Origin of the sequence: Nonomuraea zeae (genome assembly GCF_005889725.1) — a bacterium.
In the GTDB taxonomy this organism is placed as follows: domain Bacteria; phylum Actinomycetota; class Actinomycetes; order Streptosporangiales; family Streptosporangiaceae; genus Nonomuraea; species Nonomuraea zeae.
This window is the reverse complement of the sequence record NZ_VCKX01000110.1, coordinates 17,159-36,766: the sequence shown is the minus strand read 5'-3', so window position 1 is coordinate 36,766 and position 19,608 is coordinate 17,159. Positions and strand designations below refer to the sequence as shown.

The 19,608-nt window shown below is 71.3% G+C and carries 19 protein-coding genes and 1 pseudogene; 10 read left to right on the top strand and 10 right to left on the bottom strand.

Going from position 1 to position 19,608, the window contains the following annotated elements; all coding sequences use genetic code 11:
* Positions 1 to 249: pseudogene (locus tag ETD85_RS30910) on the bottom strand (fumarylacetoacetate hydrolase family protein); the annotation flags it as partial.
* Between the two features lie 138 nt (positions 250 to 387).
* On the opposite strand from ETD85_RS30910, the gene ETD85_RS30905 reads away from it, so the two are divergent.
* Positions 388 to 807 (top strand): RidA family protein, encoded by a 420-nt coding sequence (locus ETD85_RS30905; RefSeq protein ID WP_138693327.1) that lies wholly within the window; start codon positions 388 to 390, stop codon positions 805 to 807.
* 18 nt (positions 808 to 825) lie between these two features.
* Here the strand turns inward: ETD85_RS30905 and ETD85_RS30900 are convergent, their stop codons facing one another.
* Entirely contained in the window at positions 826 to 1,671 is an 846-nt protein-coding gene (locus ETD85_RS30900) for a PaaX family transcriptional regulator (RefSeq protein ID WP_138693326.1), read from the bottom strand.
* A gap of 120 nt (positions 1,672 to 1,791) precedes the next feature.
* Between ETD85_RS30900 and ETD85_RS30895 the strand changes: the two genes are divergently transcribed.
* The 3 genes from ETD85_RS30895 (at position 1,792) to ETD85_RS30885 (ending at position 5,262) form a co-directional block, all read left to right on the top strand.
* Entirely contained in the window at positions 1,792 to 2,844 is a 1,053-nt protein-coding gene (locus tag ETD85_RS30895; RefSeq protein ID WP_206058759.1) for a methyltransferase, read from the top strand.
* A gap of 45 nt (positions 2,845 to 2,889) precedes the next feature.
* Positions 2,890 to 4,659: a protein kinase domain-containing protein gene (locus ETD85_RS30890; protein ID WP_138693325.1), complete on the top strand. Its 1,770-nt coding sequence runs from the start codon at positions 2,890 to 2,892 to the stop codon at positions 4,657 to 4,659.
* A 114-nt stretch (positions 4,660 to 4,773) separates the two neighbouring features.
* Complete coding sequence (locus ETD85_RS30885; RefSeq protein ID WP_138693324.1) at positions 4,774 to 5,262, top strand: hypothetical protein; 489 nt, start codon at positions 4,774 to 4,776, stop codon at positions 5,260 to 5,262.
* A 23-nt stretch (positions 5,263 to 5,285) separates the two neighbouring features.
* On the opposite strand, the gene ETD85_RS30880 is transcribed toward ETD85_RS30885, so the two are convergent.
* Complete coding sequence (locus tag ETD85_RS30880; RefSeq protein ID WP_138693323.1) at positions 5,286 to 5,744, bottom strand: MarR family winged helix-turn-helix transcriptional regulator; 459 nt, start codon at positions 5,742 to 5,744, stop codon at positions 5,286 to 5,288.
* A 228-nt stretch (positions 5,745 to 5,972) separates the two neighbouring features.
* Here ETD85_RS30880 and ETD85_RS30875 point away from each other — a divergent pair, with 228 nt between their 5' ends.
* Positions 5,973 to 7,190 carry a cytochrome P450 gene (locus tag ETD85_RS30875; protein ID WP_138693322.1) on the top strand — a complete coding sequence of 406 codons (1,218 nt, stop codon included), beginning with the start codon at positions 5,973 to 5,975 and terminating at the stop codon, positions 7,188 to 7,190.
* 578 nt (positions 7,191 to 7,768) lie between these two features.
* On the opposite strand, the gene ETD85_RS66945 is transcribed toward ETD85_RS30875, so the two are convergent.
* On the bottom strand, positions 7,769 to 7,891 hold the full coding sequence (locus ETD85_RS66945; RefSeq protein WP_276617290.1) for a hypothetical protein: 123 nt from the start codon (positions 7,889 to 7,891) through the stop codon (positions 7,769 to 7,771).
* Positions 7,892 to 7,908: 17 nt separating this feature from the next.
* Here ETD85_RS66945 and ETD85_RS30870 point away from each other — a divergent pair, with 17 nt between their 5' ends.
* Positions 7,909 to 9,432, top strand: coding sequence for a serine hydrolase domain-containing protein (locus ETD85_RS30870; protein WP_240779544.1), 1,524 nt, complete (start codon positions 7,909 to 7,911; stop codon positions 9,430 to 9,432).
* A 94-nt stretch (positions 9,433 to 9,526) separates the two neighbouring features.
* Here the strand turns inward: ETD85_RS30870 and ETD85_RS30865 are convergent, their stop codons facing one another.
* Positions 9,527 to 10,537: a methyltransferase gene (locus ETD85_RS30865; RefSeq protein ID WP_420847256.1), complete on the bottom strand. Its 1,011-nt coding sequence runs from the start codon at positions 10,535 to 10,537 to the stop codon at positions 9,527 to 9,529.
* Between the two features lie 478 nt (positions 10,538 to 11,015).
* Between ETD85_RS30865 and ETD85_RS30860 the strand changes: the two genes are divergently transcribed.
* Complete coding sequence (locus tag ETD85_RS30860; protein WP_138693320.1) at positions 11,016 to 11,855, top strand: endonuclease/exonuclease/phosphatase family protein; 840 nt, start codon at positions 11,016 to 11,018, stop codon at positions 11,853 to 11,855.
* A 122-nt stretch (positions 11,856 to 11,977) separates the two neighbouring features.
* Here ETD85_RS30860 and ETD85_RS30855 read toward each other — a convergent pair whose 3' ends face one another.
* Positions 11,978 to 12,547 carry a TetR/AcrR family transcriptional regulator gene (locus tag ETD85_RS30855; RefSeq protein ID WP_138693319.1) on the bottom strand — a complete coding sequence of 190 codons (570 nt, stop codon included), beginning with the start codon at positions 12,545 to 12,547 and terminating at the stop codon, positions 11,978 to 11,980.
* Positions 12,548 to 12,642: 95 nt separating this feature from the next.
* Between ETD85_RS30855 and ETD85_RS30850 the strand changes: the two genes are divergently transcribed.
* Positions 12,643 to 13,158: a DUF2867 domain-containing protein gene (locus ETD85_RS30850; RefSeq protein ID WP_138693318.1), complete on the top strand. Its 516-nt coding sequence runs from the start codon at positions 12,643 to 12,645 to the stop codon at positions 13,156 to 13,158.
* Here ETD85_RS30850 and ETD85_RS30845 read toward each other — a convergent pair.
* Positions 13,140 to 15,533, bottom strand: a complete 2,394-nt coding sequence (locus ETD85_RS30845; protein ID WP_138693317.1) for a DUF4132 domain-containing protein — start codon at positions 15,531 to 15,533, stop codon at positions 13,140 to 13,142. The two genes, ETD85_RS30850 and ETD85_RS30845, sit on opposite strands and share 19 nt — an antisense overlap.
* Positions 15,534 to 15,696: 163 nt before the next feature.
* Here ETD85_RS30845 and ETD85_RS30840 point away from each other — a divergent pair, with 163 nt between their 5' ends.
* Complete coding sequence (locus tag ETD85_RS30840; RefSeq protein ID WP_138693316.1) at positions 15,697 to 16,245, top strand: cytochrome b family protein; 549 nt, start codon at positions 15,697 to 15,699, stop codon at positions 16,243 to 16,245.
* A gap of 16 nt (positions 16,246 to 16,261) precedes the next feature.
* Here ETD85_RS30840 and ETD85_RS30835 read toward each other — a convergent pair whose 3' ends face one another.
* Positions 16,262 to 17,200 (bottom strand): RNA polymerase sigma-70 factor, encoded by a 939-nt coding sequence (locus tag ETD85_RS30835; RefSeq protein WP_138693315.1) that lies wholly within the window; start codon positions 17,198 to 17,200, stop codon positions 16,262 to 16,264.
* 337 nt (positions 17,201 to 17,537) lie between these two features.
* Positions 17,538 to 18,317, bottom strand: coding sequence for an SDR family NAD(P)-dependent oxidoreductase (locus ETD85_RS30830; RefSeq protein ID WP_138693314.1), 780 nt, complete (start codon positions 18,315 to 18,317; stop codon positions 17,538 to 17,540).
* 126 nt (positions 18,318 to 18,443) lie between these two features.
* Here ETD85_RS30830 and ETD85_RS30825 point away from each other — a divergent pair, with 126 nt between their 5' ends.
* The gene (locus tag ETD85_RS30825) at positions 18,444 to 18,881 is read left to right on the top strand and encodes an anthrone oxygenase family protein (RefSeq protein ID WP_138693313.1); all 438 of its coding nucleotides are present in this window, start codon (positions 18,444 to 18,446) and stop codon (positions 18,879 to 18,881) included.
* On the opposite strand, the gene ETD85_RS30820 is transcribed toward ETD85_RS30825, so the two are convergent.
* Entirely contained in the window at positions 18,792 to 19,349 is a 558-nt protein-coding gene (locus ETD85_RS30820) for a phospholipase (protein ID WP_138693312.1), read from the bottom strand. The two genes, ETD85_RS30825 and ETD85_RS30820, sit on opposite strands and share 90 nt — an antisense overlap.
* Positions 19,350 to 19,608 lie beyond the last annotated feature (259 nt).

Sequence of the window (19,608 nt, the reverse complement as noted above, 5' to 3'; positions counted from 1 at the left end):
GGGGTGGGCGGGCAGGTCGCGTCCCGTCTCGGCGATGTGGTCGGCGTAGTTCAGGCCGCAGCAGATGACCTTCCCCGGTTCGGGGAGCGGCAGCGCCATGTGGCGGCCCTCGATCTCCTCGCCGGCCAGGCCGGCCACCGGCCGGTCGTGGAAGGCCGCGAGGTAGGCCGACAGGTGCGGCGCCGGCAGCCGGCGCCAGCCGCCGTCGAGGCTGACCGCCGCCGTCGTACGGCCGTCTGCCTCGGTCAACGTGGCAAACCTCATGCTCGCGCCTCCAACCGGACGTCTCTACGTTGGTATATGGCGTTTTTTTCACGTACGTCATATAAAGTCAATACCGCTGCCGCGGCTGCCCGGCCACAGCGGACCTCACTCGACGGAGGCGTGATGACCCCGATTCCTGTCAACCCGGCCCAGCTGCCGGTCCCGAGCGGCTACTCGCACGGCACCCTGGTCGGCAACACGCTCCATCTCGGCGGCCAGACCGCGCTCGACCAGAACATGAAGATCGTCGAAGGCGGCATCGTCGAGCAGTTCCGCCAGGCCTTCGGCAATCTCCTCGCCACGCTGCGCGAGGTGGGTGGCCGGCCGGAGGACCTGGTCAGCATCACGCTGTACCTGACGGACATCCCCGACTACCAGGCGCACGGCAAGGAGATCGGCCGCGCCTGGCGCGAGCTCGCGGGGCCCGTCTACCCGGCCATGGCCGGCATCGGCTGCACCGCCCTGTGGCAGCCGGAGGCGATGATCGAGATCCTGGGAGTCGCCGTCATCCCCGAGGAGCGGCTCATCGCCGGCACGCCATAGGCGCGAAGGCGCCCGGCTCTAGTGTTCCTCGATCACCGAGGTGGCGAAGCGGTGCGCGCGCTCGGTCAGCTTCTCCCGGAGCTCGTCGAACAGCGCCGCCGCGCGCGCCCCGTGCCAGTCGGGCGGCAGGAGCTCCGGCGGCAGGCCCGGGTCGAGGAACGGCAGCCGCCGCCACTCGGTCAGCACCCGCGCATAGTCGCCGAACGCCTCGGCGTCGCTGCCGGCGTCGGCTCGCCGCCAGCGGTCCCGTACGGGGAAGAACGAGCTCAGGAACTCGTCGTAGAGCCGTTGCAGCCCGTCGAGGTCCCACCACTGGGCCACCAGCTCGGCGACGTCCCCGAAGGCCAGGTAGTCGGCGCGGAACAGGTCCACGTAACCCGACAGGTCGTGGCGCTCCAGCACCTCGCGGGTCTCCTCGTACAGGTAGTGCGGCGCGATCCACACCCCCGACGCCGTCACGCCGAACCCGAGCCAGCTCAGCCGTGACCGCAGCAGGTGCCGCTGCTGCCGCTGAGCCTCCGGGACGCTGAAGACCGCGAGCAGCCAGCCGTCCGCCAGCTCGGCCCGGCGGCGGCCGAAGATCCGCTGATCGCCCTCGTCCAGGATCTCCCTGGCCTGGCGCGACAGGCCGTACCCGGCCGAGCCGTTGACCTTGCGCGCCTCCAGCAGGCCCCGGCGCTTCAGCCGGGAGATGGCCGAACGCACCGACGGCGCGTCGACGTCGAGCTGGCCCATCAGCTGGATGAGCGCGGACACGCTGATCCAGCCGCCGACCTCGCGGGCGTACAAGCCGTAGGTGGTGACGATGAAGGCCCGAGGTCGGGTGGACCTCGATTCCGGCCCTTCGGTATCGCTGCTCGGCATCGTCACGAAGACACGATAACGCCCACCGTCCAACCCCTTTCACGACATTTCCCGGCGACCGGGCGCGTGGTAATTTTTCCGGCGGGCAAGCCTTGATCCCGCTAGAGGAAGGCCGTGGCCGTGATCAGCACCGGAGACGATCACGAGGAGCAAGGCCGGCCATCGGCATGGGAAGCGGCCTGGGAAGTGCTGGCCCCCGTGACCGACCTGGTCACGCCGATGGCGGTGCGAGTCGCGGCCTCGCTGGGGCTGGCCGACCTGATGGCCGGCGACGCGGTGCCCGCCGATGAGCTGGCCCGCCGGTCCGGCAGCGACGCCGACGCGCTGGAGCGGCTGCTGCGCCATCTGGTCTGCCGGGGCGTCTTCACCGAGCCGGAGCCGGGCAGGTTCGCCGTCAACGAGCCAGCCGCGCTGCTGGCCTCCGGCCATCCTTCCGGGATGCGGGCACAACTCGACCTGGGCGGCTTCGGCGGGCAGATGGACCTGGCGTTCGCCGGTCTGCTGCACACGGTCCGCACCGGGCGACCGGGGTGGGAGACGGTCTTCGGCGCCCCGCTCTGGAGTTATCTCGCCGCGCACCCGGAGATGAGGGCGTCGTTCGACGCGCTGATGGCCACCGGACCGGACTACGTCACCGACGCGGCCGAGGGATACGACTGGTCCGGCGTGCGGCACGTGGTCGACGTCGGCGGCGGCACCGGCATCTTCCTCGCCGAGCTGCTGCGGGCCGGACCGGAGATGAGGGCCACGCTCGTCGATCTGCCGGACACGGTGGATCGGGGCCGGCGGCACCTGGCCGAGCGCGGGCTGGCCGCCCGGTGCGAGTTCGCCGGCCAGAGCTTCTTCGACCCGCTGCCCACCGGCGGCGACGTGTACGTGCTCAGGCGGGTGGTGCACGACTGGAGCGACGACGAGGCCCTGCTGATCCTGCGCCGGTGCGCCGACGCGGCCGGGCCGCACGGACGCGTCGTCGTGATCGACTCGCACAGGAGCACCGACGACCCGGCCGGGTTCACCGAGATGGACCTGCGCATGCTCGTGCTCAACGGCGGCCGCGAACGCACCGTCGAGGACTACGTCGCCCTCGTGGCCAGAGCCGGGCTCGGCCTGGCCAGCGCGCGCCGCACCGCGCTAGGGCACGTCATCCTCGACTGCACCCCGCCGGGCGCCTGACGTGGCTCATCCCCTGCCTCGCACCGTGACCCGAGTAAAGGTGCCATGATCGACCAAACCAACCTTCTTCCGCTCGAACACGATGACCCCCGGCAGATCGCCCGGTACGCCGTACAGGGGCGTCTCGGGATGGGCGGTCAGGGGGTCGTCTACCTCGGGCGCGACCCCGGCGGGCGGCCGGTCGCCATCAAGGTGCTCAGGGACGGCGGGCTGCCGGCCCCGCAGGCCCGCGCCCGGTTCGCCCGCGAGGTGGACGCCGCGCGCTGCGTCCCGCAGGCCCACACCGCCGCGATCCTGGACGCCGACGTCCTCGGCGAGCGCCCGTACATCGTCAGCGAGTACGTGCCCGGCCTGTCGTTACAGGCGGCGGTGGAGCGCAACGGCGTGTTCACCGGCCACGCGCTGGAGCGGCTGGCCACCCACACCATCACCGCGCTGGCCGCGATCCACGGCGCCCGGGTGGTCCACCGGGACTTCAAGCCGGCCAACGTCCTGATCGGCCCGGACGGGCCGCGCGTGGTGGACTTCGGCATCGCCCGCGCGCTGGAGTCCGGCGGCCAGACGACGAACTCCATGGTCGGCACGCCGCCGTACATGACTCCCGAGCAGTTCAACGAGCAGCCCACCGGCCCCGCCACCGACGTGTTCGCCTGGGCGGCCACGGTGGTCTTCGCCGCGACCGGCCGGCCGCCCTTCGGCAAGGCGCCCTTCGCCGCCGTGGCCAACCGGATCCTGCACGAGCAGCCGGACCTGGGTGACCTGGCCGCCCCGCTGCGTGACGTGCTCGCGCGCTGCCGGGCCAAGAACCCCGCCGAGCGGCCGACCGCCCTCCAGGTGCTGCAGACGCTGATCGGCCACGGCACCGTGACCGATCCGGAGCTCCGGCAGCTCGCCCTCCAGCAGCCCGGCCGGCCGGGCCCCGCCGTCCTGCCCACCGCGCCGGCCGGAGTGCGCGGCGCCCGCAAGGGCCTGCTGATCGCCGCCACCGCCGCCGTGCTGGTCGTCCTCGGCGCCTCCGCTGTCGTGATCCTCCGCAACGCCGCCCAGGAGACCCCCGAGGCCGCCCCCGCCTCGAAGAGCCCGGAGCCGGCCGCGGCGCTGCCCGCCGCACCGAGCCGCCATTGGCGGCTCGGCGAGGGCACGGGCAGGCAGGCCGCCGACTCCGCCGGCTCCGCGGCCGGCTCGAAGCTGCTGCTGTACCCCGGCGCCCGCTGGGACGGCCGCCCGCCCGCGGCGGCGGAGGGCGCGCTGCTGTTCGACGGGGTCAAGGGGTACGCCGCGACCAGCGGGACGACGGTCGCCGATCCGGCCCGGAGCTTCACCGTCGCGGCCCGCGCCCGCATCGACCGGCTGCCGGCGACCTCCGCCTTCGCCGCCGTGCTCAGCCAGGACTCGACCCAGGACGTGTTCGCGTACACGCTCCAGCACCTGCGGTGCACCGGGGCCGACGAGCCCGACGGCTTCTGCCCGGCCCGGGGCTCGTACTGGACGTTCTCCGTGCACGGGACCAACAGCTTCGACGCGGAACGGGTCGTCGCCGCCACGGGGGCCAAGCTCGGGACCTGGGTCCACCTCACCGCGGTCTACGACCGGCAGGCCGGCCCGGCCGGCGAGATCCGGATCTACGTCGACGGCCGCCTGGACGGCGTCAAGGCCCTGACCGAGCCGGTACGCCTCGCCTCCGGCCCCTTCTACCTGGGGCGTGCCACCTACGTCACCCCCGTGGACTTCTGGCCGGGCGCCGTCGCCGACGTGGCGGTCTGGCCACGGGCGCTGTCGAACGAAGAGGTGGGCGCGGCGGCCACCGCCGGGTGAAAGGCTTTTCTTTTGTTGTCCGCGAAATGTCCGGTGAATGTCCTTTTCCCGGCGAAAGCCGACCTATGAAATGGCTGCCAGGGGAAAAGGATGAACGCGGCAGCAGGAGGATCGGTGTTCAAGAATCGCGTGCTCGGCCGTACCGGCCTGGTTCTCGCTTTGGGGATGTCCCTGTCGCCGGGAACGGCCGGGGCCTCGATCGCCGCGCCCACCGGGGACGCCACGGCGGCCGCCTGCCCGGCGCACGGAAAGCGGTTCCAGATAGGCACCTCCACCAGGGTTTATCTGGCGGGTCCTGATGGCGTCGCGTACGCCATTCCCAACGAGACCGTCTATTTCCAGCTGTGGAACACCTGGGACGGCCTCACGCGGTGGCCCGGCGACACCGTGTCGAGCTGCTTCGGCGGGTCCCACCTGTGGAGCGACGCCTATCTGATCAGGGATCCCAGCTCGCCCAAGGTCTACATCTACGACGCCCGGATCGGGCGCTTCCGCTGGATCACGAGCCCGGCCGTCTTCAACCAGTACGCCTTCGCCAGCAACAAGATCCGGGAGTGGCCCGTCTCCTGGGAAGAGATCAGCAACGACAACTGGGACAACTGACCGCACGACGCCGATCTCGCGGCTCAGCGGGGCCAGATCCGCCCGCTGAGCCGTTCGACGTCCATGTTGAACTGCTCAAGATCGGCGACGAAACGTTCCAAACGCTCGGACGGCCAGTCGGCCAGCACCTTGGCGACGCCGGTGGTGAGCCTGCCGCGCTCGGCGGCCAGCCGCTCGGCGCCCTTCCGCGTGATGCGGAACTTGCGGGCGATCCCGCCGTTGGGGTCGAGAGTGCGCTCAACCAGGCCGTCCTTGAGCAGGGCGGCCGTCTGGCGGTTGAAGGTGGAGGCGGCCAGCCCGAACGCCTCGACGAAGTCGGCGATCGACATGGGGCCCTGTATGTCGAGCCGGGTGAGCAGCACGTAGGCGCTGCGTTCGAGGCGGTCGTCACCCAGCGCGGGGCGAGGCGTGGTCAGCTCGCGTTGCCGCGTGAGAATCAGCAGCTCGCGCTCGATGCGCGCGCCCGCCTGCTCGGCATCCATTCGGGCTGCCTCCGATCGTGCCTGGGTTCACCTGCACGATACGTCAATGTGCACGCTGCTCCGAATAGGCATTATGCACCTTTTGTGCATCATGCAGTCCGTGTGTATGGTGCAGGTCATGACGGCTTCCGCGTCCCACGGACTCTCAGGAGCGATCACCTCGCCGTCCCGCCGACCCCACGGAGACGCGTCCACCGCACCGACGTCCCGCATCGAGGGAGACCTTGCATGAGCCAGAACGAGGAAGTCCTGCCCTACCCGCTGCCGTATGAGACCGCGCTGTCTGCGCCCGCCGAGTGGGAGCGGCTGCGCGCCAAGTGCCCGGTGGCCACCGTCGAGCTGCCCAGCGGCGACCACGCCAAGCTGCTGACCCTGCACAAGGACGTCAAGGGCCTGCTGTCCGACCCGCGCTTCGCCCGCCCCACCGCCGGCGACAACGCCGCCCGGGTGACCACGGAGGGATCGGGCGGTGCCGCCGCCAACGGCGACATGGCCTCGTCCGTCCCGGACCGGGGCGAGGGACACCAGCAGTGGCGGCGGCTCGTCGGCAAGTACTTCACCGCCAAGCGGATGGCGGCCCTGCGCCCCGGCATGACCGAGATCGCCGAGCGGCTCATCGACGACATGGTGCGCGGCGGCGCGCCCGCCGACCTCAAGGCCGGGGTCGGCTTCCCGCTGCCGGTGTACGTGATCTGCGACATGCTCGGCGTGCCGGCCGAAGACCGGGACCGCTTCTCCCGCTGGTCGGACATGATGCTGAGCACCTCCCGCTACTCCCGCGAGGAGACCGGCAAGGGCATGGGCGAGTTCACCCAGTACATGTCCGGCCATGTCGCCGCCAAGCGCGCCACCCCGACCGACGACCTGATCGGCATGCTGATCAAGGAGGGCGAGGAAGGGGGCCAGGGGCTGACCGACGCCCAGCTGCTCAGCACCGCGATGGGGCTGCTGGTCGCCGGGCACGAGACCACCGCCAACATGATCGGCAAGATGGTGGCCATGCTCCTGGTGGACCGCACCCGGTGGGAGCGGCTGCTCGCCGACCCCTCCCTCGTGCGCACCGCCGTGGAGGAGTCGCTGCGCTTCGACACCAACCTCGGCTTCGGCCTGCGCCGCTACCTCACCGAGGACGTCGAGATCGACGGCCGTACGCTGCCGGCCGGCACCACCGTCCTGTGCAGCATGCCGGCCGCGAACCGCGACGAGAGCGTCTTCGCCGGCGCCGACGACATGGACCTCGGCCGCAGCCCCAACCCGCACCTGACCTTCGGCGCCGGCCCGCACTCCTGCCTCGGCCAGGCGCTGGCCCGCACCGAGCTGCAGGTCGTGCTGGAGACGCTGCTGCGCAAGCTGCCGACCCTGGAGCTGGCCGTGCCGGAGCGGGACCTGCGGCGCGTCGAAGGTCTCCTCGTCGGCGGACTTCGCGAGGTCCCGGTCCGCTGGTGACGGTCGCCCTTTTCTAGAGGAGGGCTCCGGCGTCGGCGGCGGCGGGGTTGCCGAGCCCTTCGAGCAGGAGGAGCGGCGCCCGCGCGTGGGTGCGGGCCCAGGCTCGTGGGTGATCCGCTGGGCCTGCTCCAGGCGGTCGCGGGCCAGATCGGGCGCGCCCAGTTGCCGGTGGATCTCGCCAGGTCTATCCCCGTGCCGGCGCGGTTGCCCGCCCCCTGAAGAGTCGCAGTGCCCGTTGACAGTGCTCCCGGGCGCCGGAGAAGGCTGGGGCGGGCCGGCCGCGTTCCGCTTCGAGAGCGCCTCGACGGACATGGCGTGGGCGCCGTCCAGGTCGGTGAGCCGTTCGAGCTCGGCCTCCCCGCCCGGCGAAGTCTGGCACGTCGTACGGCAGGAAGCTCACTGCCGAGTGCTGGTCGTCCTCAGCACCGCCTCTTCGACGGCCGCGAACTACGCCCCTACCTCACCAGGAACCAGGCCATGGGCAGGAAGACGGCCCGGATGTTCGCCGCCTGACGGCCGCCGGCCGGCCCTCGTGCCGGCGCTCGTGCCGGCCAGGCGGTGCCGCGTCAGCGGCGGTGTCAGGACGGCGACGGCCCGGTATCAGAGCGATCGGCGATCGTGAACGCCATGAACGGTTCGACGATCGCGGCCGACGGCTGAGTGACATCCCATCCGTTCACGTGAATTTCTGACAGCGTCATTGAAGGAGCACACCAGCATGTCCATCACCCTGACCGACCAGGACAAGGCCACCCTGCGCACCGCCGCCTACGGCGCCGTCTCGCTGATGGCCGCCGCCGGTGCCGCCGGCTCGCCGCACAAGATCGCCACCGACGGCTCCATCGCCCTGGCTTCAGCGACCGGCCTGATCGGACACGTGCTCGCCGCGAAGAGCAAGGACATCAAGCTGTCCGGCAAGTCGGTGGCCGAACTGGCCGACCACGTGCTGCCGGCCCTGACGTCGGCCATGAGCCTGCTCAACCAGCAGGCCCCGACGGAGGCCGGCAACTTCCGCCGCACGGTCATCGTCGCCGTCGAAGCCGCCGCCCGGACCCACCAGGGCCGCCCCAGCCCCGCCCTGGCCGACATGACCCGCAAGATCACCGAAGCCCTCGACCTGGCGGACGCGCCCGTGACGGCCGCCGCCGGGCAGGATCGCCCGGAGCTGGAGAAGGCCATCCAGGAGATCGTCGATGCCGGGTTCGTCGGGGTGCAGCTGCGGGTGCACGACGAGCGGGGCGAGTGGGCCGGCAGCGCCGGGGTGGCCGAGCTGGGCGGGACCGCCAAGCCGCCGACGAACGGGCACTTCCGGATCGGCAGCAACACCAAGACCTTCATCGCGACCGTGGTGCTGCAACTGGTGGCCGAGGGCAGGATCGGGTTGGAGGACTCGGTGGCCGACCACCTGCCCGAGTTCGGGCTGGACCGGCGGATCACGGTGCGGATGCTGCTGCAGCACACCAGCGGCGTGTTCAACTTCACCGGCGAGTACTTCCCCGACGGGACGTTCGCGCCCGGGATCGCCTGGTCGGGCCAGGAGTGGGTGGACAACCGGTTCAGGACCTACCGGCCGGAGGAGCTGGTGGAGCTGGCCTTGTCCAAGCCCGCACGCTTCGAGCCGGGGACGGACTGGAGCTACGCCAACACCAACTACGTGCTGGCCAGGCTGCTGGTCGAGAAGGTCACCGGCCGCTCGCTCGCCGAGGAGATGCAGCGGCTGATCCTGGGCCCGCTCGGGCTGTCGGGAACCGTGGTGCCCGACACCCGGACGGACCTCCCCGTCCCGCACGCCCACGCCTACTACCGCTACGAGGAGGACGGCGAGCAGAAGACGGTCGACGTCACCCGCCAGAACCCGTCCTGGATCTCCGGCGGCGGAGACATGATCTCGACCACGCAGGACCTGCACACGTTCATCTCCGCGCTGGTGGGCGGCAAGCTCCTGCCCGCCCCGCTGCTGGCCGAGATGTGCACGCCGGAGGCCAAGGTCGGCTACGGCCTGGGCGTGTTCGTCCAGGACGGCCCGAACGGCGGCACTCTCATCACCCACAACGGTGGCATCGCGGGCTACGCGGCGCTGATGTACAGCACCCCCGACGGCAGCAGGACCCTGACCGCCTCGATCACCTATGTGGACGACGCCGGCATGTCCATGGCCGAGGCGTTCCAGAAGGTGACGCAGACGCTCGTCAGCGAGGTGTTCGGCGACGGGCAGGCCGAGCCCGCTCAGCCGGCGAGCTGAGCACCGGGGTCTCCGAAGCGGACGCGCGACGGCGCCACCGGCCCATGACCGCGGCCTGCCCCCGCCGGCTCGGACCCCTCTCGCGCACGGCCCCTCAGCCCGGTCTGGCCACCAGCAGGCTCAGGCCGTGGGGTAACAGGCCCGTACGCACGACGGCCAGGCCTGCCTCGCCCAGCAGCGTGCCGATGTCGCCCAGCGTGCGCTCCTGCCCGCTGGCGAACAGCGTCAGCATCTTGACGTCGAGCGCCACGCCGGACGTCGGCGAGCTCACCGGGTCGTCCTCGACGATCGAGTCCACGATCCACAGCTCGGCCCCGGCCGTCATCAGCTCCGCGACCCGGGCCAGCAGCTTGACCGCCCGCTCGTCGTCGTAGTTGTGCACGACGTTGCACAGCAGCAGCAGCTCCGCCGGCGGCAGCGGGTCGGCGAACATGTCGCCCTCCACCACCGTCACCGCGTCCAGGCCCAGCTCGCCCAGGTGCTGCCGGGCCTCTGCGGCCACCTCCGGCAGCTCGAACAGCGTGCCGCGCAACCCCGGATTGCGTTGCAGCAGCCTGGCCAGGACGATCCCGGTGCCGCCGCCGATGTCGGCGACGCTGCCGAAGCGTGACAGGTCCTGCGCGGCCAGGGCATCGGCGACCGAATGGCTGCGGGTCCGCATGAACTCGTTGAACAGCCGGCCCTCGGCCGGGCGGCTGTGCAGGTAGGCATAGGGCGAGGACACCTCGTACGTGTCCAGCGCCACCGGCACGCCGCGAGCGATCGTCAGGTGCAGCAGGTGGGCCGAGTCCCGCCACAGGTCCGTTCCCCAGATCAGCGCGGCGGGCGCGAGCGAGTCGTCGCGGTCGCTGATGAGCGGCTCGCCGTCGGCGGTCAGGCGGTACCGGCCGCCGACGTCCAGGTCGACGAGGCCCAGGTGCCGCAGGGCTCGCATCAGGCGGGCGAGCAGCCGCTCGTCGGGACGGCCGAGGTCGGTGGCGGCGGCCACGGCGCCGGCCAGGTCGTCCAGGGTGCGGGGGGCGGCGGCCAGCAGGTCGATGATCGACAGCTGCAGCGCGGCCCGGAGGACCGTGTACATGGTGAAGCCGTCGATGATGCTCTGCACCCGCGACCGGCCCGGCTCGGAGCTCGGGGTCGGTGGCGCGGCGCGGGGCTCGTGGAAGCCGCCGGGCTCATGGACGGCTCGCGACTCGTGGACGGCTCCGGGCCGGCGGGCTGCGGCTTGGGGCTCATGGGCGGCTCAGGGCTCATGACGACGTCGCCTTCCCGCTCGGAGCGGCATCACCGGCGACACGCGACACGCATAACCGAGCGGGACGTACGGACCGTTTCACGAGGCTCTCCCATCGAGGCGCGCGCCGCAGCCGGGCCACACCTCACCACCCCGCCGGCGGCCTTGTGCAGGTCTGATCCAGCGAGCCCACCAGAGGGCCCGCCGCTGCCCTTGAGTCGACCACCGCCACCGCAGCTTGGCAACGCCCCCCGGTGCGGAAATCTCCCGTTTGCGCGGGCGGCGGCGACCGGTAAGTAGCCTTACACCGATCGGCCACCCTGATGTCATGACGGGCCGCGATGATCTCCGCATGTTCGTGTCACGCTTGGTCAAATACGCCGTGTCCGCCGTCCTCGTCCTGACGTCCATCACCACCACGGCGGCCCACGCCACCGCCTCGGGCGCGCCCGGCCGTCAGGTCAGGGTCGCCACCTTCAACCTCCACCACGCCCAGGGCACCGACGACCGGCTCGACCTGGAGCGGGTCGCCGGCGTGATCCGCACGGGCGGGGCGGACATCGTCGGCCTGCAGGAGGTGGACCGGCACTGGTCGGAGCGGAGCGAGCTCGCCGACCAGGCGGCGTGGCTGGCCGAGCGGCTGCGCATGCACGTCGTCTACGGCGCCAACCTCGACCTCGACCCGCTCACCGGCGGCGCCCCCCGCCGCCAGTACGGCACCGCGATCCTGTCCAGGTACCCCATCCTCGACTGGGAGAACACCCTGCTGCCGCGCTACGACGGCCACGAGCAGCGCGGCCTGCTGCGCGCCCAGGTCCAGGTACGCGGGGTGCGCGTGCAGGTGTTCAACACCCACCTCCAGCACAACGACGCCAACGAGCGCCTCGACCAGGTGCGCGCCATCCAGCCTCTGGTCGCCGCGCACGAGGGGCCCGTGGTCCTCACCGGGGATCTCAACGCCCGGCCCGAGGCGCCGGAGATCCGCGCACTCTCCGAGACGCTGGCCGACACCTGGTCGCGGGCGGGCTCGGGAGACGGCTTCACCCACCCGGCGACGGGTCCCGAGGCCCGCATCGACTACGTGTTCACCTCGGCGGACGTCGAGGTCCGGTCGGCCACGGTCGTCGCGAGCGACGCCTCGGACCATCTGCCGCTGTTCGCCGACCTGGTGGTGAGCCGCCCCCGCGACTGACGCGGCGCAGTCTCACCGCGGAGCGCCGGCAGTGGTGTCCACCTTCGTGGGTCGGCAAGGCCGCGGGCGGATCGGCGTTCGACGTGGCGCTGGAATGGGCCAGGCCTCGGGCGTACCGCTGCTCACTGCTGACCGTGCGGGCGGTTGAGCAGCAGGTCTGCGGCCCGGCCGAGGACCTGGGCGCGGGTGCGGTCGCCGTGGTCGGCGGCGAGGAAGTGCGCGCCGATCGCCACGCAGAAGGCGATCAGGCTGCGGGCCTCGACCTCGTCGGGGTCGGCGCAGAAGGTGCCGATCATCTCGCGCAGCAGTGCCATGCGCCGGTTGTCCACCCGGCGCAGGCGTACGGCGACCGCCTCGTCGCGCCGGGCCCAGTCACGGACCGCGAGGTCGATGGGCAGCAGGCGGTCGCTGGAGAACGTGAGCACGCCCGCACGGTGGATCTTGACCTTCGGGTCGCCGCCCTCGCGCTCGATGCGCTCGATCACCTCGTCCACGCTCTCCCGCTCCCAGGCGTCCAGCATCGCCGTCAGCAGCGCGTCGCGGTCGGCGAAGAACCCGTAGAACCCGCCTTTCGTGACGCCGAGCTTCTTGGCCAGCGCCTCGACGCGGACCGCATCCGGGCCACCGGCGGCCAGCGCCCGCAGCCCCTCCTCGATCCACCTGTCACGCGGCGTCCGCGTCGTGCCCGCCATGTGTCCTACCTCACCTCTCCACCATATATACGGCACCGTATAGTCGAGCTAGCCTCTGTCTATACGGCAGCGTATACATGAATGGAGACCGCAAGATGAGCCCAGGTCTGGAAGGCAGCACTGTGGCCGCGGTGGAAAGTGCCGTGGGACCGCACAACCTCCCCGATTCGATCCGCGCTCTCAGCTCATTGGACGGCATCGACTACGCCGACCTCTTCACCCTCACCGCAGGCGCGGACACGGAGGCGACGCCGGAGCAGTGGGCTCGGGCGATGCTCGGCGACGTCCCCAACGCCGGTGAGCGGCTGATCTGGCGCGGGTTCCTCGGGCTCCGGCTCAGCCAAGGGCGGTCGCCGGACACCGTGGCCGGATGGCGGATCTCCGGACGCGGCGACGGCTGGCTGCGGCTCGAGACCGCATCCTGGTTCCTGAGCGCCAACCTGATCGTGCAGGTCGCCGGCGAACGCGTGTCGATCGCGACCTTGCTGCGCTATGACCGGCCCGTGGGCGGGCTCGTGTGGCCGCCGTTGTCCGCCGTCCACCGCCTGCTGGTGCCCAGGATGCTCCGTGCGGCCCTGGCGAAGACGGATCGTCACGTGACGCGCAGCTGATGGGTGATGGACGCGTCGGTGATCCGGGTGTCGGCGGCCAGCAGGAACGCCTTCGACAGGATCACCGACAGCAGGCCGCCGTTCTCCTCGAACGGCAGGAAGACCTGGTCGCCTGACCCGTGCGGGACGATGCACAGGTAGGCGTCGTTGGGCTCCATGAGGATGTTGCCCGAACCGAGATGGATCTTGTACGTCCGCAGATCACCGCGTACGCGCAGGAACCGGTCGGTCAGCGTGCAGCGCTCGGCGATGCTCAGGCGGGGCAGCAACCCGGTGAGGGCGTCGTGGCGGACCTGGGCCGACTCGGTCAGGTCGCCGAAGCCGAAGGACTGCCAGTATTCGCCGTGTCCCTCGGGGTCCAGGCCGGTCGAGGTGACGCCGACGGCCAGGTCGGCGTCACGCAGCGTCTCCGACAGGGTCAGCGGCGGCACCTCGGGCAGCGGCACCAGGCCGCCGTCCGCGCCGACGAAACCGAGCTCCTCGCTGACGCAGACGGAGGCCGTGTTGCCGTAGCCGTCGCGCTCATAACCGTGCGGGTCAAGGGAGAAGTGCCAGGAAGCGGTCAGGCCGCCGGGGAGCTGCTTGACGGCCTCGCAACGGTCCGATCCACCCGCGCCGTCCCACCAGCCCAGCGACAGGCCGGTCCAGCCGCGGTCGGTGAGCAGCGCCTTGGCCTGGCCGTAGCGCAGCAGGTGGCGGGCGAAGCGCCGCGAGTGGTGCAGGCTCTCCTCCTCGGCGGGGGTGAGCAAATAGACCTCGCGAAAGGCCTGCTTGAACGGCTGGCGCAGCCCGATCTCCATCAGGTGGTCACGCCAGGCCCGCACCTCGGCGGCGGTGTGCGAGATCGGGTGCCACAGGTGGACGGGGGTGTCGGGATGCGGCTGGATCCGGCGCCCGGCAGGGTCCGTCAGCTCCCACGTGCCATCCACCTGAACCGGAATCCCGGCGGGACCCTGGAGGATCTCCCAGATCAGCGCCCGGCCGAACGCCCCCGTGAGCGGATGGTCGAGGTAGAACTCGCAGACCTCGTGCCAGCGCCAGATCCGCTCGGTGGCCAGCGCCCGCTCGATCCGGAAGCGCTCGACCGGCACCGTCTTCTTCAGCTCTTTGGCGGTGGCCCGGAGCTCGGCGAGCAACTGCCGGTCGACCGCCTTGGGGATGGCCTTGCGCCCGTCGAAGGTGACGGTGCCGTCCAGCGAGAGCCGAAGGCCCTGTTCGGTACGGGTGCCGTCGGGGCCGAGCCCGAAGGTGGGGACGGTCCGCTCGAGGAGCTGGTCCGGGGAGAGCCCGGTCTGTACGGCGATCGCGTCGAGAGTCCGGCTCACCTTGGTCAGGAGGCTCTTCTTGCGCACCTTGGCCTGCACCCGGGCCAGCTGCGGGACCACCGCCACGCCCCCGCGCCGCCCCAGCACCCCGATGGCGGCGTTGGCCAGCAGCTCGCTGCGGGAGTTGGCGCCCGAGCCGCCGATCCCGGTGCCGGCGGCCACGGCGATGTCGCCGAGCAGCCCGGTGACCCATGGCTCGTCGATCGGCTCGCAGGTCCAGATCATCCCGCGCAGCACGTGGGCCGTACGGTCGCGGAGATAGGTGGTGACCTCGCGATAGCCGTTGTGCGCCGGCCCTTCGCGGTAGGCGGGCAGCCGGCCGAGCACTTCACGCAGCACGCCGGCCGCCTCGGGAGTGAGCAGCTCAGCGGCCCGCGCCGCCCACTTGGGCGTGGGGCCGGCCGCCGTGGCATCGGCCCAGTGACGCAGGAGCGGGACCAGCTCCGGCTGCCCGAGCCGCTTGCCGTACTCCTCGCGCAGGAGCACGGCGAAGCCGTCGCCGTCCGGCACCACGGAGCGGACCGCGTCGGCGGGGTCGGCCGTCGGGTGCTCGGCCAGGAGGGCGTCGAGCACCCGCTTGGCCTGCCAGTCGGACGATCCGGACTCGTCGATGTCGCGCTGCGCCCGGCGGAGGTAGGCCAGCAACGGCTCCCGCTCGGCGACCGTCAGACGCTTGATCGCGGAGATCGGGATGCGATAAGGGATGTCGGTCCGCCGCATCTCGCTCGCGAGCGCGGTGCGCCACAGCAGGTCCAGCTCATGGGGGCGCCAGCGCAGCCTGCGTTGCGCCAGGGCCGTGGGGAGCGGCGTGGTGATCATGCTGCCGTCGGTCGTACGCATGATCAGCTGCACCCACAGGGACATGGCCCGCCACTCGGCGTCGCCCCAGCCCTTGCCGAGCTGCTTCAGCAGGGCGTCGTCGGGATAGCGGTAGCCGCTCACGACCTGCGTGAGCGTGGCGTCGAGCTGCCCGAACACCTCCAGCGTGTGCTGGTCGAGCTCCTCCAGCCAGCCGCGCGGCTCGGCCGGGAGGCCGTCGAGGACGCCCATGTCAGCCTCCGGCCAGGAGGGTGAAGGAGGGGGGTGTGGTCATGACGTGACTCGTTCCTGTGAAAAGACCGGGACGATGGCCATTCATAGCAACGGCGGGCGACAGAAACCGGCGAGCGTGACCAGCCCGCGGACCGCAGCTCCTTATGGTGAAATATGCCGAATGGAGCGTGCGAGGCAGCTGGTGGGCGACATGCTCATCTACTGGTTTCTAGTCGTCCTGGGCACCGGCGCTTTCCTGGCCTTCCACTACACGCCTGACAACCGCACGGTCTTCTACGACGGCGGCTACGAGCCGCTGCGCGGCGTCCCCATGAGCGACGCCTACCGATCCGCCCTCCAGATCAGCTTCGACGTGCCCGGCGGCCTGCTCGTCCGGCAACTGCACCACAGCTCCTCGCTCCTGCTCGTGCTGGGCACCGCCGTCTGGGCCGTGCTCGGCCGGTTCCGGTACGCGCCCGCCCTGCTCGGCTTCGGCCTGGTCCTGCTCAGCGCGCTCGCCGGCTACGGCTCCGTCGACGACCTGCTGTCCGGCACCGTCCTGGGCCGGCTCCCCACGGTCGTGTGGTACGGCCTGCACCTGCTGACCGCGCTGGCCCTGGCCGCCACGCTGGTGGTCTCCTCGCACCGGGAGGCCGTCCGCAACCCCAGGACCCCGGGCTTCGTGGCCCTGAGCCTCGTCCTCACCGCGCTGGTGTTCTTCTGGCCCTGACGCGCCGCGCAGGCCCTCAAGCCGGATCCGCTCCGAGCGGAGGCCGGCGCGCCTGGTTCATCTCGCGCTTGACCGCCCAGGCGTCCGCCACCGGGCCCATGTGCCCGAGCTTGTCGGGGTTGACCACCGTACGGACCGCCTGGATCTGCCCGTCGAGGATGTCGAGCGCCAAGGTGGCGAGGATCTTGCCGTCCCGGTCGCGGAAGAGCGCGCCCGGCTGGGCGTTCACCTGGTGCGGCTCCACGACGACGCCGATCCGGAAGAACGGCGCGACGATCGCGGCCAGCACCCGCGCCACGTTCTGGGCGCCGATGACCTGCCTGGCCAGTTGCGGGGCCTTGCCCCCGCCGTCCCCGACCAGGTGCACGTCGGCGGCGAGGAGCTCCGTCAGCCCGTCGACGTCCCCTTGCCTGAAGGCGTCGAAGAACCGTCCGGCCAGCTCCTCGCGCTCGCGCCGGTCGGCCTCGAACCGCGGCCGGCCCGCGTCCATGTGGCGGCGCGCCCGCGTGGCGAGCTGGCGGCACGCCGCCTCCGAGCGATCCACCGCCGACGCGATCTCCGGGAAGCCGAACCCGAACACCTCGCGCAGCACGAAGACCGCGCGTTCGAGCGGGCTGAGCCGCTCCAGCAGCAGCAGGGCCGCCATCGACAGCGAGTCGGCCAGCTCCGCCGACCGCTCCGGGTCCTGGTAGGGGTCGCTCAGCAGCGGCTCGGGGAACCACGGCCCGACGTACTCCTCGCGCCGGACGCGGGCCGAGCGCAGCACGTCGATCGAGATCCTGGTCACCACCGCCGACAGGAAGGCCTTGGCCGACCTCGCCTGCGTCGGGGAGGTCTCCCAGCGCAGCCAGGTCTCCTGGACCGCGTCCTCGGCCTCGGTCACGCTGCCCAGGATCCGGTAGGCGATCGAGAACAGCAGCGGCCGCAGCTCCTGGAACTCCTCGGCGCGAGTCATGCGGGCCCCTCCTTGAGACTCTGCCGCCAGGAGGGGGTGCGCCGCTCCCGCAGCCGGTTCGTCGGCGATGTCGACCGCCCTCTGGTCTGCCACTTCACAGACAGGACCGTAGCGGACGCCGTTTCGTCCAGATTCACCCACCGGCTGTCGCCGCCGCGACCCGCCGGCCGGCCGCCCCATGGCCCCGGTCCCGCCTGCCACAAACCCCCGCATGACCATCGCCTTCCCGATCAGAGCCTGCCTGCCTCCACTGCCCGAGACGAGACAGCCCGGCCGCCTGTGACATGGCGATGAGCCGGGTGACCCCCGCCCCGATGGATCGCCGGCAGCGCTGCGGTCACCACGCAACCGGGCCGAGGCGGTCGACGAAGATCCCGCTCGGCCCGTCGGCGTCGATCGTCGCGAGCCTGACGATCGAGTCGGTCCCCTCGGTGACCGTAAGCACGCCGGTGTGATTGTTCATGTCGGTGGCGGCGAATGCGCGGTTCGCCACCTCTCCGGGGGTGGCGACGTTGAATTTGATCTTCGGGAGCGCCTGGGCGTACCGGACGGTGATCATGTTCAGTGCCGCTTTCGACGAGCTGTAGGCGAGCTCGTGCATCTTCGAGACGGGTTGCTCCGGATCGGTCACGACCGCGAAGGAGCCGCCGCCGCTGGACACCATCACCACCCGCGGGTGGTCGGCCGCCTGCAGCAGGGGCAGGAACGCGTGCGTGACCCTGATCGGCCCGTACACGTTGGTGTCGTAGACGGAGTGGATCTCGTCGGCCGTCGCGTCCGCCGGCGCTACCACCCTTCCTGGCGCGCCGGCGTTGTTGATCAGCACGTCCAGCCGGTCGGTGTGCTTCCGTACGAGCCGTACGGCCTCGGCCACCGACTCGTCCGAGGTCACGTCCAGCGGGACCATGACCACGTTCGCCCCACCGGCGGTGAGCTTGCCGGCGGCCGCCCGCCCTCTGCCCTCGTCCCGCGAGCCGAGGAAGATCGTCCAGCCCCGCTCCCCGAGCCGCCGGGCCGCCTCAAGACCGAGTCCCTTGTTGCCGCCGGTGATCAGCACCGAGGTCTGCTCCGAGGTCTGTTCTGTGTTCTGCTCTGTGTTCTGTTCCAGGTTCGTCATGCCCCCTGAGACGATTCACCCCGCTCGGCTGTGACATGAGTGAGCAGGCGCCGCGTGGACGGACGCGTATGGGACTGAGCGCACCGGCCATGGACCGTCTCGGCCACCAGCGATCACCATAGGGGCATGTTGATTCTGGCTCTCGTCACACTCGCGTTGCACGGCGTCCTCTCGGGCCTGTTCTACACCTTCTCCATGTCCGTCATGCCGGGCCTGAACGCCATCGGCCCCGAACAGGCCGAGGCGGCCATGCGGAGCGTCAACAGGAAGATCCTCAACCCGTGGCTGTACCTCGTGTTCCTGGGCGCTCCGATCGCGGCGCTGGTGGCCGGGTTCCTCGCGGACGCGCCCGCCGCGCTCTGGTTCTTCGCCGGCGCGGCAGTGAACTTCGCCGGCTCGTTCCTCGTCACGGTGGCGATCAACGTGCCGATGAACAACGCCCTCGACGCGGGGAAGATGTCGTGGCAGGAGTACTCACCGAAGTGGACCGGCTGGAACACGCTGCGCGCCGTAGCCTCCGTCGCCGGCCTCGTACTGGTCGGGATCGGCCTGGTCAACCTGTGAGGGCAGGTCACCGCCCCTGCCCACGAGAGCGCCGAACCGCCGGACCGCCTGATAGTACGACCAGGCGAGCCCCTCGCAGGTGGACCTCGCGGGCCGGCCGTAGCCGGCGCACACCTGCCGCATGTCGGCGAGGAACGCGCTGTCGACGTGCTCCTTGCCGGCCGGGAACCGGCCCACGGCCTTGTAGTTGCGATAGCCGAAGTCGTGCCGCGTGCAGGGCATCCGGAAGTCGAACCCGAACGGGCGGTCGGGACTGGATGAGCACAGGTCGGTGGACCAGTCGAAGGCGTAGTCGGCCCATGATCCCCGGTGCTGCCAGGCGCCGAGCCAGGCCGCGGCGCTGAGGGCGGTCGGCTGGGTGAGCCCGTCGAGCGCGGCGATCTTCTCCTCCAGCGTCACGGCGTACGCCGGGGCCGGTTGCGCGAGGACGGTGGTCAGGGCGAGGGCGGCGAGAGATCGTCCAACCATGAGAACCTGCTTGTCTTGCCCGAGGCCGGTACGTGTTCATGGCCAGCTTCGCGCGCGCGCCGGGCAAGCCGGGCGGGCTGCGGGGCAGTGGCGATGCAGGTCTCTCCCAAGCTTTACTCAACGGGCTGAGCAACGGACGCCGACGTCACCCCCTTCGTCGAGGCCGAGCTCGACCGGCGGCAGCCCGAGCGCTCTTGCGGAGCGGCCCTCGCCACCGCCAGGAGCCGCGCGACCCGACCTCGCCGAGAGCGACCGCCTG

Bases quoted from the DNA above. Each gene is read 5' to 3' on its own strand.
- ETD85_RS66945 (WP_276617290.1), bottom strand. From the start codon at position 7,891: ATGACGCTGTCAGAAATTCACGTGAACGGATGGGATGTCACTCAGCCG.
- ETD85_RS30880 (WP_138693323.1), bottom strand. From the start codon at position 5,744: ATGGATGCCGAGCAGGCGGGCGCGCGCATCGAGCGCGAGCTGCTGATT.
- ETD85_RS30890 (WP_138693325.1), top strand. From the start codon at position 2,890: ATGATCGACCAAACCAACCTTCTTCCGCTCGAACACGATGACCCCCGG.
- ETD85_RS30905 (WP_138693327.1), top strand. From the start codon at position 388: ATGACCCCGATTCCTGTCAACCCGGCCCAGCTGCCGGTCCCGAGCGGC.
- ETD85_RS30840 (WP_138693316.1), top strand. From the start codon at position 15,697: ATGGAGCGTGCGAGGCAGCTGGTGGGCGACATGCTCATCTACTGGTTT.
- ETD85_RS30875 (WP_138693322.1), top strand. From the start codon at position 5,973: ATGAGCCAGAACGAGGAAGTCCTGCCCTACCCGCTGCCGTATGAGACC.
- ETD85_RS30845 (WP_138693317.1), bottom strand. From the start codon at position 15,533: ATGGGCGTCCTCGACGGCCTCCCGGCCGAGCCGCGCGGCTGGCTGGAG.
- ETD85_RS30820 (WP_138693312.1), bottom strand. From the start codon at position 19,349: ATGGTTGGACGATCTCTCGCCGCCCTCGCCCTGACCACCGTCCTCGCG.
- ETD85_RS30860 (WP_138693320.1), top strand. From the start codon at position 11,016: ATGTTCGTGTCACGCTTGGTCAAATACGCCGTGTCCGCCGTCCTCGTC.
- ETD85_RS30870 (WP_240779544.1), top strand. From the start codon at position 7,909: ATGTCCATCACCCTGACCGACCAGGACAAGGCCACCCTGCGCACCGCC.
- ETD85_RS30855 (WP_138693319.1), bottom strand. From the start codon at position 12,547: ATGGCGGGCACGACGCGGACGCCGCGTGACAGGTGGATCGAGGAGGGG.
- ETD85_RS30835 (WP_138693315.1), bottom strand. From the start codon at position 17,200: ATGACTCGCGCCGAGGAGTTCCAGGAGCTGCGGCCGCTGCTGTTCTCG.
- ETD85_RS30825 (WP_138693313.1), top strand. From the start codon at position 18,444: ATGTTGATTCTGGCTCTCGTCACACTCGCGTTGCACGGCGTCCTCTCG.
- ETD85_RS30900 (WP_138693326.1), bottom strand. From the start codon at position 1,671: ATGCCGAGCAGCGATACCGAAGGGCCGGAATCGAGGTCCACCCGACCT.
- ETD85_RS30830 (WP_138693314.1), bottom strand. From the start codon at position 18,317: ATGACGAACCTGGAACAGAACACAGAGCAGAACACAGAACAGACCTCG.
- ETD85_RS30850 (WP_138693318.1), top strand. From the start codon at position 12,643: ATGAGCCCAGGTCTGGAAGGCAGCACTGTGGCCGCGGTGGAAAGTGCC.